We start from the raw sequence: 13,445 nt of genomic DNA on the forward strand, positions 1-13,445 counted from the left end.
AATAAAATTCCTTAAATTGTTTCTTTAAATTTGTTTGAGATACGGAAAACACGGGTACTGGATGTTTTGCTGTATTTCGCAAATAAATCTGGTTCTTCCTTTTTCAACAGCGTGCTGTCAATACGGGTAGAGGATTGTTCTTTATAGGTGAATAGGGTTTTGCCTTGACTAATCATCATTTCAGCATCTTGCATGGTGGAGACGATCTTTAATTTAATTTCATCTTCACGTGCTTTATCTGCTTTTTGGCGACTTTGAACTGCAACAAATTCTTCGCCAAGTTTGATATGCTCAAAATCGGCTTCAACCTGTTTGCCGGTTATATGCTTTGACCAACGATGTAAAACATCATCAAAACAAGTCGGGTCGGGTGGTACATCAGCAATAACATGGTTGAACCAGAATGCCTTTACTTGGCTGAAAATTGACTGAATCAAATCTTCATCACGTTCAATGCGATACATACGAAATTTGTTGCCACCAATCAGTGTAGCAAGATGAATTTCTTTACAACCTGTAATGAGCAAATACCAAAGGCATTGTGTAAGGTAATAATCCGGAACCTGATCCGTACCTTCCTCTCCAAAAAGTTTGCTCATATATTCGCTTGCAGTCTTACATTCGAGCAGCTTGTCAGTGGTCAGTTCTCCATTTTTAAACCGTACATTGCCAGCAATTTCAGGATTAATAATTGCTCGATCAATATTTCCCAAAGCCCACGGATGCTCATCTAAAGATAATTGCTGAGTAACACGTTGAACTTTCATGCCAGTACGACGTGAAAATTCCTTGGCTACCACATCTTCGAGCAAGTTGCCAAAATGCGCTGACTCGCTTTGAGATTCTTTCTTTTCAGATCGTCCGGTCTTATCCAACCACAGGGCGTAAGGGGATTTATACGGGCTAAAACCCAGAATTGCCGCGACATCAGAACCACCGATGCCTTTTTTACGACCTGCAAGAAATTGGTCACGATCTACTTGTGTATTCATCGTTCAACTCCTTTTGAAATAGAGTGAGTTCTTGTTAGTTTGCAAATAACAAGATTTTTGGCGAATTTTTCATAATTTCGCTGTGCGTCTTCTATACGATATTCAGGATGATCATCGGCTTTAGCAGCTTCCGCTTCCTTGCTTGTAAAAAATACACGGATGGTTTCAATTGCATCTTCTGCACATTCATGTGTTTGAAAGCATTTAGCAGCAGTAAGTAAACGTGTGAAAGAGGATTTATGATTATCAGACCCAACACTGCAAACAAACTGCCCAGTCTTTAGATTCTTGATAACAAAAAATTGTTCTTTGATTTTCATGTTTAAACTCTCCGGAACCAAGCCGTACGACGATCATCAAAGTACGCAATCAACTCATTGTTGATCTGCTTTTCGATGACTGCATCGCCGGGATATTCGATCAGCACATACTCAACGCTTACGTCCGTCAAATATGTGTAATCCACTGATTCAATAAGTGCTTGATATTCTTTACCCGCAATTGATATATAGGCAGTGCAAGTCACGTGATTAAGCTTGGTGTAATCCACTTGACACGGCTCTACATAGAGAGAATTTTGCGGATTGTTTGGTTCTTCGGATTTGACTTGAACAAATCCGAGCATGCACATCAACGCTATTGCGCCTAGTGCGAGCTTGAATTGAGGTTTTATTTGTGACATATTAGAGTCCTTGTTGTGAAAAGCCCCTTCAGATTTAGCCGTTCAGAGGGGCTTTTTACTGCTTAAAAATTAAGAATTACGCTTGGAATGTGCCGATCAGAACTTGTTGTTCTGGCAGTAAATCAATTACTTTTTGCTTAAATTCCTGGATAATTTCATTTACCAAGATTTCTTCTTTCACAATCTGGATTGCGAAAATAGGCTCACCGCTACCGCCATTTACGATTAGGCGCAATTCGATTTCTTTTTTATCAAGACCCACATAAGCGGTATCAGAAATTTTGAATTTTGCAGGGAGTTGGCCAAGTTTTGCTTTAGCAGCGATAGCAGTTTGTGCGGTGCGGACTTCACGGGTGTTTTCAACTTCTGCATCAGTCGATAAGTTGACATCTACTTTCATATTACGAACAGCAGTAATCGCATCTTTAATATCGATTTTATTGTCATCTGCATCAATCGCAGTCAACACAGTTGCCCAGTCTTCCAAAAAGGTTGCAAAGCGTTTTTGATCAAGCTTGGTGTCTTTAAGACCGGTTAATTTTTTCCAAACTACTGTTGGATCGAGTTGTAAAGTTGCAGTGTGGTCGCAATGGCCTTGGTCATAACCAACTTCGATGTAATTCAGCACAGCGACGGCTTTGACATCATCACGAGATACAAAAACTGGTGTAGGTTGGTTTACTTTCGGATGATCAATGTATTGTGCAAAGTCTGCAAAAATTGGAGTGGCGAATTTGCCACGGATACGGTTACGGCCATTTTGATACTGTTCTGCGTCCAAAATTTTGTAGTTTTGATGAACCGCTTGCAGGCTACCGCGCTCTACTTCCAGAACTGGATTGCAATGTTCAACAACTGCTGCAACTTCACTATTTTCTAATGACATGATATTTACCTTCTAGGTTGGGTTGGTCTTGAAAACGCCTGATTTAAGCGTTTTCTTCAAAAAGCTGGGCAGTGTGGTTTGCAAACAAGGTGACATCACCGTCTTTATTGACGTACATAGATGTTTTTGCACCGTGATCTTCTAATTTGCGACCATCGGCAAGTGGGGCAATAGATGTCAGTTTGTGGTCGATAGTTACGCTGTTTGCACCCACACCTTTTGTTAATTTCAATTTGATTGTGATTTCTCCAGCTTTGTCGTTGTCTACGACAGCCGATGCAACTTCACTAATTGCATAGCCGAGCTGCTGTGCAAATACACCGCCGTCGATGTCGTCAATAAACTGGGTATGGTCTGTGGATTTCATGGTTAAGTCCTCTTGTGGGGGTAAGACTGGTTTTTGCTTTGTTCAATAAATTTAACTCATAAAGAATTTTTGGTTAATTATTTTGTTCAATAAATTTAACAATAATTTATTTTTATGTTTTAATAGACAAAAGAAAACCCATCACAAGGATGGGTGGATTGGAGTTTATTATGCTTGCTATTAAAAGTAATGGTCACATTGTTGAGATAACAGCATCTCAACCAGTATCCGACAAAGACAAAAAGTCAAACTATGTCGCCTTTATCTTATACAAAGGTGAGACAATGCCAGATTGGGCGACTATAGTTCATCCTCACGAGTCAATGTACCCTCAACTTCCTCCTTATCTCCAAGGCGTTTTATATAAATCTCTACAGACTCTCCGTTCCTCCACAAAGGATATGAAATCTGTACTATTTCATAAACAACTTCCGTTTCATCATCGATTAAAGACAGCCATTGACCTATTAAAGGGATATAAGCAGCGCTAGTTTCCTCTCGCCTTTTAACTAGAATGCCATCTGTTTCATTATTTTCAATAATTTCACGCAAGATTATTGAGTACATAAATTGTTCCTTATAAGTGATTTAAACAATTGAAAATGCAACTTGAGTTTAAATCACAGGATTTTGATTGGTAAAAGAAAAACCTGTAAATAGCAGGGTAATAGGAGTTTAAATTGAAAATAGATAATATTATATTTATCTCTGATCGACTTTATAAAAATTCAACCCAAATCTATATTGAGGAAATTGATATTGAGGGTGATCAGTTTTTTGTGCCTGTAGGGGATTATGTCAAACCTATTGGGTATTTAAAATTTCAACGCATAGCAAAAGGCGTTAAGAAAGGCTGCTTTGAATTATCCGAATTAGTGAACCTACATTATCCCAACCCAAATCCACAATTTTCGTTGTCAGGTGTTTTACACTCTCGGCAGAAAGCGATCGAAGCCCATCGAGTAATTTGTGCTTATCAGCAGGAGGTAAATCAGCTGCCAAGATTTTAGATTCAAGAATAGCTTTTAGTTGATCAGCCTCAAATTTTACAGTTATAACTCCAAGTATTGCAGAAAGTCCACCATCATCTGCTAAAAAATCTAAACCAATTTGATTAATAGTGGGTGTACCAAACTGTAAACGCTTTAAACCATCAAATGCATTTGATCTTAAGACACTTCCTGTTTCCACTAAATCATGTTGTAGTAAATAGTATAAATTTGCTACAGCTTTATTATACTCATTAGTGCCATGTGAATATTCGTGATTGAAATCATAAAATTCTGGATAAGTGGAAGCCATTTTATTAAGCAGTTCAAGCTGTAATTTACGATCTAAAATCATATGTAATTACCTATATTGCAATTGTAAATTTAGTGCAAGAATAAACAACTATTAGGAATTGATCACATTGTCCATGTCATCATTATAGTGCTCCCCAAAATTCATTATCTACAGTTGGTAAATTATTATTTTTCAACACAGTATTCAAAAAGTTAACAGCTTCCTCTCTCAATTTGTTAAGCTTAATTGCTATTTCTGGATCCCTAATTTCAATTACACTGTGATGCTCTTGAATTATTCCTTCTTTAATAGCATTTGTTGCAATTATTCGAGCTTTTTGCAAGCATTTTTTTGCATGTTTTAATTCATTCGGCAGTGGTGAAGGAACTCTTGCTTGATCGATAGTTTTATTGCCCGAATCTTTTAGGCAACCTGTTGATATGGCAGCTTGAGTTGCAGCTAAAGCATCTATGAAATCAGTGGCTCTATTTTCTAAATGGAATGGCGTTCTGATTGATGGTCGATCAAAAGCCATGGAAAGTAATCTTAAGTAATGTTCATCAGAATTATATGAACTGCGATACTTTAATATATTTTCATAATAACGATACATTAAATCTGGGTAATCATTTAAATATTCAACATAATCTTCCCAAAACCATATTGTAATTTTAATTGATGGATTCGTATCATTAATTTTTCTAACATGTTCTTGTAAATCTTTATCTCTTGGTCCCGTGGTTGCAATAATGAATCTATCTAATTTAGGTGAGAATTCTTTTACTGCCAAATATTCATTATCTATCTCTTTATTAGTTAATGTGTTACAAGGACTATCAGCCCCAGGCTTTAACGTCCATGTACGTTTTTTACATTGGATTCCAGTGAATTCCTTAGAGGTTTTATTACAACCATAAACATCTACACCAGCCTGTTTTTGTCCTGATCTGCCGTTTCTTTGGGCATAGTCATCATCCCATCTTTTTTTACATATATCTAATGTGAGCTTTTCAAAATCTTGCCAATATGCTGGAGGCATAATATCAACAGCAATACTACCCATAATTAACTCCTTATAACTTTAATATTCTAAAAATCAAATATTTTTTGCAATTGAAACTTATTTACATTTGACTAGAGTGCATATACGAAAATCTATTCCAACACCTTGAACTTAAGCCGTTTTTGGAACCTGTTAAAATCAATAATCTTTATCATGGTAACCTCTTGTTGAAAAGGGCATAGGTAATTCCTTATCTTCATCAGTTGGATTTATTACATAGTATTTTTTGCATGCATTGCACCACCAATAATTTGCATCATAATAATCTGGCAACTGGTGGGTCATTAATGTTTTGCATGTAGGGCAGAACGCATTGCCATCCTGATCATAATAGACGCAGTTTTTAATAGTGAGATTATTTAATGGTTCATATTTGGGTTGCACTTTTTGGATATCTAATAAGTCTTTATCTTTGTTTTCACCTCGCTTCTTCAAAAGAAGAAGGAGAGTCTTTGCGAGAAGAAGTAATGATATCAACCATAATGCTAATAACCCTTTGTACGATAGCCAATGCGATAGTGCCACTACTGTGGAATCCTGATCCAAGCCAAAACCCCATACAAGTAATCCGACAACAAAACCTGATAATCCAAGGTCTTTTAATGACATTATTCACTCCTATGGTGTTAATACTTTTAAAGAAAAATAAAAATTAATCACAAATTAATTTTTAAAAAGTCAACCAATTTATTGATGTAGAACTTTAATCATACTGAAAATAGTATGATATTTATTGCAATTGATTTGCATTTACAAATTTACATAATATCTTAGACTTAATCTAAAACTTTGAAGTTACGCCGTTTTTTGTGCTTCATCATCTGATGAATTTAATTTCTCAAACTTAGAAATGGAAAATTCAATAAAGCCTGTAGCTTCCGAGTCTAGTTTTTGGATTTGATCCATGGATATTTTTTTTTCATGAATCAAACTATCCAATTTTCTTAAAGTTTCTTTTGTTTTTTTCATGTAAGTATCCTCGTAGCCAAAAAGAAGATAATCAGCAGATACATTATAGTAGCGAGCAAGTAAGCTTAAAGCTTTGGCTTTTGGTTCGCTATAATCTGTTTCCCAGTAATGCACAGTCGCTTTGGAAGAGTTGTCAGCAATTTTACCTACTTGTTGTAGTGTCAGTTTTTGCTCGTCTCTCAACCGTTTTAATCTAGTTCCTAATGTTTCCATTGTTAATTCAACTTTATTTTTTAGGTTCAATTATTTTAACTATTGACTAGTTCAATGTATTTAAACTAATATTGGTTCAATATATTGAACATGTGGCGACTAAATGGACATTGCAGCAATTTGTCTAAAGCTAGGGTGCAATCAAACCGAATTGGCCCTAAAACTTGGTGTAGAAAAATCTCTAATTAGTATGTGGAAAACAGGACGAATAGAAGTTTCGTTATCTCGCCAATACCAAATTCGAGATCTTCTAGATGGTAAAGAACCTATCAAAAAATCAAACTGACTTATTTTAAGTATTTTTTTATTAGCCAAATTTTTGTACTGCATTCCATGGATACAGAGCAAATCTAAAAAGCAGCTATCAATTCCTTTAGGAAAAAATCTAATGTCCGAAAAACTAACCGAGAGCATTACACATAAGTGTACTGATGAAGAAAAACGAAAACTTGAAGCGATAGCACGATCAAGAAAAATGTCGTTATCTGAATTGGTGCGGTTTGTATGCATTGAAGAAATCTCCGAGGTAGAAGCGTTACTCAATTGTCTACAAACTGAGTTCGATCTTACCAGAGATACCGTAGATACCTGTATTGATGTGACACCTGAATTTGCACTGGAATTAGTATCAAATCCAGAACCACACTTTTCACAAGCACAAAAAAAGCTCAGTTGTTACGACCAACTGAGCATTTTTGTCCCATCAACTAAAAGCCAATGAGAGATAACGAACATGACTAATTTAACAGAACATAAAAGTGCAGGCAAGTGCCCTGAATATCGTGATGAGCAATGCAAGCATTGTTTAATTGATCATTCCGTGCAACAGCACGAGATGATCACAGATAGTCCATTGGATAGAATAGAAGCTTGTTACATTCAGAAGAAAAAACAAGTTGAACTACTGCAAACGGAAGTTACTCGTCTTAATGACAAAATTATGCAACTCGAAGATGAAAATGCACGATTGCAAAAAATCATCGCATTACATCATGAATCTGCAATACAAGAAGCTGAACGAGTCCAAGAAATCCATGCTTTGTTTGTGGAGAATTTATGATGGAAAAATTCTCTCTCAAAAATATTGGCAAGTACCAGGACGATTGGGCGTTAGTTTATCTTGATCCAGATAATACTTATTCGGACTGTGGTGGTCGCATTACAGTGATATTAGGTGATTACGTTGGTACAGCTTTCTTTGGCCACTGTGGAACCAAAACATTTAAAGAGTTTATAGCTCAAACTAATCCATCTTATCTGATTAACAAAATGTTTAATGGTCATAACAGTATTGATGAAGATGTATTTATTGAAAGTGGAGATGAAATTCTTAAGCGCATCTACATTAAAAAAGATGTCATTAAAGAGTTGCGCGAATATAGAGACGAAAGGGTATCAAAAGATGCTTTAAGAAGCTTGTATAACGCACTTTTTGATCAAGAGTTTAATCACCTTGAAGGACTATATCGTCACTTGGATTCAGGTGAACAAAACACATTAGATGCTTTATATGGTGAGGAGTGGAGTTGGGGTGATTCGTTAAAGAAATCTAACCCATGCTACGAATATGTCGAATCAATGATTCAGGCTGTGATTAATCATTTTAAAGATGAGGTGGCAGCATGAAAGAACGCCCAATCCTTTTTTCTACACCGATGGTCAGAGCGATTTTAGAAGGTCGTAAGACGCAGACTAGGCGAGTTTTAAATTGTGATCATCCTGTGGTTACAGGTTTTATCCCAAATGGAACACATTATTGGCAAGGTACAGCAATAAGTAAAGCGGTTGAACAGCAATACATATCAACATTTCCAAGAGTAGTGAAATGTCCATTCGGGGCGGTTGGAGATCGCTTATATGTTAGGGAGACATGGTCTACTCACGCTTGCTTTGATGATATTTTACCAAGAAATATACCTGTACGTTCAATCCATTACTGGGCTGACGGCGAAGTTAAAACTGGGAAGAAACGCTCGTCAATCCACATGCCACAATGGGCATCCCGCATTCTTTTAGAAATCACAAATATTCGTGTTGAACGATTGAATGATATTTCAGAAGCGGATGCGGTGGCTGAGGGCATGATTGCTGATGATGATTACTGTGCCGAAGAATATTTTTCAATGCTTTGGAACGAAATAAATGGGTGGAAAGAAAAAGGTTGGAATGCAAACCCATGGGTTTGGTGCATCACATTCAAAGTGATTGAAGGCGGTGCAACATGATCACTCTCAATACTTTAAAAAATCCGCTTGACTGGGACATAACAAATTTTCCAATTACCGAACTTGAAGGTTTTTCAGAAGTCAAACCACGGCCAGTTATAAAGCCAGTCCTGCGAAAGAAAAAAATTCATCGGCTCAATTCATATGATATTCATCGTCTGAATGTCATTAAACAATTTTGTGATGCAAAACCAGAACGGGCGCAAAAACTTTCATTTGCCTTGGGTAGACCAGGCTATATCGAAAGTTTGCTTAAACATCAAAAATCCATAGATCTTGCCTCATGGAACATCATAAGAGATGAGATGAAGGTCATTGAGCGTTCAGAAAAACTTAAATCAATTGTTGAAAAACACTGCGGAGATAACTATGTCGAAGCTTAAAAAACGTAATAAAAAATTTAATCCAAACAAATTAGCACCGAGTAAAGTACGCGAGTTACAGCAACTTGCTGAATATCGCAAAGATATTAAATACTCATATGAAATGAGTATGAAATTTATTTCTGTAGATGTAAGGGATTATATCGAAGATAAAAAAATTCAGGAAAAGGCTTTAGTTGATCGTTTTCCTGAGGCTGGGACATTACCACATCATTTTGTAATCGGTGCTTATGGTTATCAAGATCTTGCTATTGCGTTGGTACTGGGACATTTGAAAGATCCGGAACAGTGGAATATTGATCTTTCTATCACTTTGTATGATACGACAGGGATTGATGATCGAATATTTACTGTAAATATTCCATTTACTGCACCTTGCATGTCTCATTACGAGCTATGGAAAGGTAAAAAGGATTGTTATATCAGCCGTGGTAATGGCCTAAAAACTAAAGGTTGGGATGGTTTGGATAATGAAATTATAAAACAACTCGAAGATACCAAAGAAATCCCGGACAGTTTTGGCATTGAAAAAATTGAAGTCGAAATAAAGGTTGATGCCAAATTTTCAAAAGTAGCAGCATATCGTGAGTTCCTCGCAGTAGCTGAATGGGTCAATACCGGTGTTGCTGAAGATCAATTAAGGAAACTTTGGATTGCTGAACAAGTTGTGGACTCTCAGGCTAAAAGCTTTGGTATTGGGGAGGAAGCGGCATGAAATGGAAACATAATGAACTTGCACACGACCTCGCACAGCATTTGCAAAACTCAACTGATCGAGTTGTATGGGAAGATATGCAACTTGGACCAGCGGGTTCTCCACGTCCAGATGTGTACACAATTCCAAAGTCATACACAAAATTTTGTCCTATAGCTTATGAGTGCAAAATTTCTGTATCTGATTTTAGGTCTGACATCACAAAAGGCAAGTGGTCAAGCTATTTAAAATATTCTAGTGGTGTGATTTTTGCTGTACCCAAAGGTTTAATCACAAAAGATGATGTGTCAAAAGGCTGTGGGTTGATTGTTCGTAGTGAAAATGTGTGGCGAATGGTCAAGGGCCCTACATTATTACCCTTACAGGACTTACCACGGGAAGCATGGCTGAAACTTGTTATTGATGGTGTGGATCGGTCGATTCGTGAATATAACACCAATCGTTTTTATCAAAATGATGTTCATGACAAAATTGCGAAAGAATATGGTGAGCAATTAGCAATCGCTCTGGCTAATCGTGATACTGCACAACGTCATTTAGAACAAAAAACAGATAACTTAAAGCAGAAAAATAAAGAACTTGATTTGGTGCGTGCTATCGAAGATGCACGTGAAGAAAAAGAGTATTTATTAAAACTTCGGACTGAGTTATGTGAACAACTTGGGTTGAAGCCTAATTCTCATCAATATGCAATTCAAACTGCATTGCGTAACAAGCTGAACCTACTTAACAGTGATGAAAATTATCTGAGAAGCCAACATGTTGTTGGAAACCTTTTAAGAGATATGGAACAGCAGGTCAAAAGCTTAAAAGAAGTTGCGGCTCCTTTGTTTGAGATAAAACAGGGGGATTTGGCATGAATCAAATTTATTTTGGCGACTGCCGCCAGACCATGCAACAGCTTATTGAACAGGGCACCAAGGTTCAGATGTGTGTCACATCACCTCCATATTTTGGCTTACGTGACTACGGTGTTAATGGTCAACTCGGTTTAGAAGATACAATTGATGAATATATCCAGAACATGGTTGAAGTTTTTCGTCTAGTACGAGAGCTGCTGCATGATGATGGGACACTTTGGTTAAATCTTGGTGACAGTTATGCTGGTTCTGGTCGTGGCATGACTCGGACAGGCTTAAATGATGGTAAAAATCCAAAAACGAAGGGATTAATTTTACCCAAACAAAATGCTAGCCAATCTAATTTAAAACCAAAAGATTTGATAGGCATTCCTTGGCGTGTGGCATTCGCATTGCAAGCCGATGGCTGGTACCTGCGCCAAGACATTATCTGGCACAAACCCAATCCCATGCCTGAAAGCATCACAGATCGATGCACAAAAGCACATGAATATATTTTCTTATTCAGTAAATCTCGTCGTTATTATTTTGATCATGAAGCGATTAAAGAACCTGTTGCTGAAAGTTCGCTAAAACGTTTGTCTCAAGACCTTGAAGAACAAGGAGGTAGTCATATAGCAGTAGGTAAACACAACGGCACGATGAAAGCTGTTTGCTCGAGATCTTCACGAGATAATTTCAAGCGTAAAAACAGTAAAAGAGCTGCTGTTATACCCAATCAGAGCACTGGTACACATCGATTACAGCGACCAGACAGTGAATATGACCTACTCACCAGAAATAAGCGCAGTGTTTGGCAAGTAGCGACAAAACCTTATAAGGGCGCACATTTTGCGACTTTCCCGCCTGATCTAATAGAACCATGCATTCTTGCAGGATCTCGAGTCAATGATGTTGTTTTTGATCCTTTCATGGGATCCGGAACAACTGCTGCAACCGCCCTTAAACATGATCGCAACTATCTAGGATGTGAACTAAATCCAGATTATGAGCATCTTCAAAAGCTGAGAATTGAGAAAATTTGTGGGGTGAGCGCATGAACTTATTACCACACGAATTGATCATAGACAATTTTGCCGGAGGCGGTGGTACATCTACTGGACTAGAAAAAGCTTTTGGTCGTGCAGTTGATATTGCCATAAATCATGATCCTAAAGCTCTGGCAATGCATCGAGCAAATCATCCTAATACACATCACTATTGCGAGAACGTATGGGATGTAGACCCTATTAAGGTTACAAACAATCAGCCTGTGGGTTTGGTTTGGCTTTCACCTGACTGTAAGCATTTTTCAAAAGCCAAAGGTGGAAAACCAGTTGAGAAAAAAATCCGTGGATTAGCATGGATTGCGCTTCGTTGGGCGGATTTAACACGTCCACGTGTAATCATGCTTGAAAATGTTGAAGAATTTAAGACATGGGGACGTGTGGGGCACGACGGAAAACCAGATCCGAAATATAAAGGTGAAACATTTCGTTCATTTATAAGAGCACTAAGACACCAGGGTTATGACGTTGAATGGCGTGTAATGAAAGCATGTGACTATGGTTCACCGACAATTCGTAGAAGATTTTTCTTGGTTGCTCGTCGTGATGGTTTAGCTATTCAGTGGCCAAGACCAACACATGCAGATCCACAATCAAAAGCAGTCAAGTCTGGGAAACTTTTACCATGGCGTACTGCCGCTGAATGTGTTGATTGGTCAATACCATGTCCAAGTATATTTACACGTAAAAAACCTTTAGTTGAGGCAACTTGCCGCCGTATTGCAAATGGGCTCATGCGTTATGTGATTAACAATCCAGAACCGTTCATTGTTCCAGTAAGTGCAGCTAATGATGTTGCACCAGTTTTAACAGAGTGTGCAAATACATCATCACCACGATCTATGCCAATTGACGAACCGTTACGAACTATTTGTGCTGGAGTAAAGGGTGGTCATCATGCCTTAGTCACAGCATTTATTGCAAAGCACTATACAGGAGTAATTGGTAGCGATATTCGAGAGCCAATCCATACGATTACTGCAAAAGATCACAATAGCATTGTTGTCGGCAATGTAGTCAAGTTGAGAAATAATAATATCGGTCAAGCTGAGAATGAGCCATTACATACAATTACATCTAGTGGAGCCCACTTTGCTCAAGTCCAAGCTTTTCTAACTGCGTTCTATGGCAATGAAAAAGATGGTAATGACATAGCGCAACCGCTACGCACAATATCTACTCGTGATCGATTTGGATTAGTGATGGTAAAAGGTCAGCTTTATCAAATTAATGACATAGGATTTCGTATGTGGCAACCGCATGAGTTGTTTGCGGCACAAGGGTTTCCATCAACATACATCATTGAATATGGGATCGACGAAAATGGAAATACCTTCAAACTAACTAAAACAGAACAGTGTCGAATGGTAGGTAACTCAGTTCCACCTCAATTCTCAGAATCACTTGTACGTGCCAACTTCAAACACGAATTGAAATTTCAGGGGGCAGCATGATCACCGGTGTAGCAGTGAAAGCCGGGGAGCTGATGGTTGCTCTCCCACGACCCAATCGCCATACAGATTGTATCAATATCATTCTGTCACTTGGTTTGGTACCAGATATTCAAAACCAGTGGGGAAAATCACTTCATCAGGGTTTCTATGATGAAAACGGCAAATTCTATACCCGTCCAGAAGCAGCATTACATGCAATTGAATGCGGTCAGGATAAATGGACTGAAAATGATTTAGAACTCATAGCACTGGGCGAGATGAAATTTTCTCGCTTGGGGATATGCAGTGAAGATTTGTGGTGAGGTG

21 protein-coding genes are annotated in these 13,445 nt (G+C 37.8%); 11 read left to right on the forward strand and 10 right to left on the reverse strand.

Annotated features, from left to right (window positions below; translation table 11 throughout):
* Window positions 1-11 precede the first annotated feature (11 nt).
* From CRO21_RS06070 to CRO21_RS06115, 10 genes are all read right to left on the reverse strand, one after another.
* A complete protein-coding gene (locus CRO21_RS06070; RefSeq protein WP_097078424.1) occupies window positions 12-992 on the reverse strand; it encodes a YqaJ viral recombinase family nuclease in 981 nt (326 codons plus the stop codon).
* On the reverse strand, window positions 989-1,312 hold the full coding sequence (locus tag CRO21_RS06075; protein ID WP_097078425.1) for a hypothetical protein: 324 nt from the start codon (window positions 1,310-1,312) through the stop codon (window positions 989-991). The genes CRO21_RS06070 and CRO21_RS06075 overlap by 4 nt, the downstream gene beginning before the upstream one ends.
* A gap of 2 nt (window positions 1,313-1,314) precedes the next feature.
* A complete protein-coding gene (locus CRO21_RS06080; RefSeq protein ID WP_097078426.1) occupies window positions 1,315-1,674 on the reverse strand; it encodes a hypothetical protein in 360 nt (119 codons plus the stop codon).
* 76 nt (window positions 1,675-1,750) lie between these two features.
* The gene (locus tag CRO21_RS06085; RefSeq protein WP_097078427.1) at window positions 1,751-2,560 is read right to left on the reverse strand and encodes a DUF2303 family protein; all 810 of its coding nucleotides are present in this window, start codon (window positions 2,558-2,560) and stop codon (window positions 1,751-1,753) included.
* A gap of 43 nt (window positions 2,561-2,603) precedes the next feature.
* Window positions 2,604-2,927: a hypothetical protein gene (locus CRO21_RS06090; protein ID WP_097078428.1), complete on the reverse strand. Its 324-nt coding sequence runs from the start codon at window positions 2,925-2,927 to the stop codon at window positions 2,604-2,606.
* A 300-nt stretch (window positions 2,928-3,227) separates the two neighbouring features.
* Entirely contained in the window at window positions 3,228-3,494 is a 267-nt protein-coding gene (locus tag CRO21_RS06095; protein ID WP_097078429.1) for a hypothetical protein, read from the reverse strand.
* A gap of 276 nt (window positions 3,495-3,770) precedes the next feature.
* Window positions 3,771-4,271, reverse strand: a complete 501-nt coding sequence (locus CRO21_RS06100; protein ID WP_097078430.1) for a hypothetical protein — start codon at window positions 4,269-4,271, stop codon at window positions 3,771-3,773.
* 82 nt (window positions 4,272-4,353) lie between these two features.
* The gene (locus CRO21_RS06105; protein ID WP_097078431.1) at window positions 4,354-5,274 is read right to left on the reverse strand and encodes a hypothetical protein; all 921 of its coding nucleotides are present in this window, start codon (window positions 5,272-5,274) and stop codon (window positions 4,354-4,356) included.
* Window positions 5,275-5,412: 138 nt separating this feature from the next.
* Entirely contained in the window at window positions 5,413-5,883 is a 471-nt protein-coding gene (locus CRO21_RS06110; RefSeq protein WP_097078432.1) for a hypothetical protein, read from the reverse strand.
* Window positions 5,884-6,069: 186 nt separating this feature from the next.
* Window positions 6,070-6,456 carry a helix-turn-helix domain-containing protein gene (locus CRO21_RS06115; RefSeq protein ID WP_097078433.1) on the reverse strand — a complete coding sequence of 129 codons (387 nt, stop codon included), beginning with the start codon at window positions 6,454-6,456 and terminating at the stop codon, window positions 6,070-6,072.
* A 103-nt stretch (window positions 6,457-6,559) separates the two neighbouring features.
* On the opposite strand from CRO21_RS06115, the gene CRO21_RS06120 reads away from it, so the two are divergent.
* The 11 genes from CRO21_RS06120 to CRO21_RS06170 all read left to right on the forward strand — a co-directional run bounded on the left by CRO21_RS06120 (window position 6,560) and on the right by CRO21_RS06170 (window position 13,441).
* Window positions 6,560-6,742: a helix-turn-helix domain-containing protein gene (locus tag CRO21_RS06120; RefSeq protein ID WP_097078434.1), complete on the forward strand. Its 183-nt coding sequence runs from the start codon at window positions 6,560-6,562 to the stop codon at window positions 6,740-6,742.
* A 102-nt stretch (window positions 6,743-6,844) separates the two neighbouring features.
* Entirely contained in the window at window positions 6,845-7,177 is a 333-nt protein-coding gene (locus tag CRO21_RS06125; protein ID WP_097078435.1) for a hypothetical protein, read from the forward strand.
* A gap of 12 nt (window positions 7,178-7,189) precedes the next feature.
* A complete protein-coding gene (locus CRO21_RS06130; protein ID WP_097078436.1) occupies window positions 7,190-7,516 on the forward strand; it encodes a hypothetical protein in 327 nt (108 codons plus the stop codon).
* Window positions 7,513-8,082, forward strand: coding sequence for a hypothetical protein (locus tag CRO21_RS06135; RefSeq protein ID WP_097078437.1), 570 nt, complete (start codon window positions 7,513-7,515; stop codon window positions 8,080-8,082). The genes CRO21_RS06130 and CRO21_RS06135 overlap by 4 nt, the downstream gene beginning before the upstream one ends.
* Window positions 8,079-8,681 (forward strand): ASCH domain-containing protein, encoded by a 603-nt coding sequence (locus CRO21_RS06140; RefSeq protein ID WP_097078438.1) that lies wholly within the window; start codon window positions 8,079-8,081, stop codon window positions 8,679-8,681. The genes CRO21_RS06135 and CRO21_RS06140 overlap by 4 nt, the downstream gene beginning before the upstream one ends.
* Complete coding sequence (locus CRO21_RS06145) at window positions 8,678-9,064, forward strand: hypothetical protein (RefSeq protein WP_097078439.1); 387 nt, start codon at window positions 8,678-8,680, stop codon at window positions 9,062-9,064. Before CRO21_RS06140 ends, CRO21_RS06145 begins: the two co-directional genes overlap by 4 nt.
* Window positions 9,051-9,779 (forward strand): hypothetical protein, encoded by a 729-nt coding sequence (locus tag CRO21_RS06150; RefSeq protein WP_097078440.1) that lies wholly within the window; start codon window positions 9,051-9,053, stop codon window positions 9,777-9,779. Before CRO21_RS06145 ends, CRO21_RS06150 begins: the two co-directional genes overlap by 14 nt.
* Complete coding sequence (locus CRO21_RS06155; protein WP_097078441.1) at window positions 9,776-10,639, forward strand: DNA repair protein RecN; 864 nt, start codon at window positions 9,776-9,778, stop codon at window positions 10,637-10,639. Before CRO21_RS06150 ends, CRO21_RS06155 begins: the two co-directional genes overlap by 4 nt.
* A complete protein-coding gene (locus CRO21_RS06160) occupies window positions 10,636-11,679 on the forward strand; it encodes a DNA-methyltransferase (protein ID WP_097078442.1) in 1,044 nt (347 codons plus the stop codon). Before CRO21_RS06155 ends, CRO21_RS06160 begins: the two co-directional genes overlap by 4 nt.
* Window positions 11,676-13,139 carry a DNA cytosine methyltransferase gene (locus tag CRO21_RS06165; RefSeq protein ID WP_097078443.1) on the forward strand — a complete coding sequence of 488 codons (1,464 nt, stop codon included), beginning with the start codon at window positions 11,676-11,678 and terminating at the stop codon, window positions 13,137-13,139. Before CRO21_RS06160 ends, CRO21_RS06165 begins: the two co-directional genes overlap by 4 nt.
* Window positions 13,136-13,441 (forward strand): hypothetical protein, encoded by a 306-nt coding sequence (locus CRO21_RS06170; protein ID WP_097078444.1) that lies wholly within the window; start codon window positions 13,136-13,138, stop codon window positions 13,439-13,441. Before CRO21_RS06165 ends, CRO21_RS06170 begins: the two co-directional genes overlap by 4 nt.
* The last annotated feature ends 4 nt before the right edge of the window (window positions 13,442-13,445 follow it).

This window comes from Acinetobacter puyangensis (assembly GCF_900096995.1).
GTDB lineage: Bacteria > Pseudomonadota > Gammaproteobacteria > Pseudomonadales > Moraxellaceae > Acinetobacter > Acinetobacter puyangensis.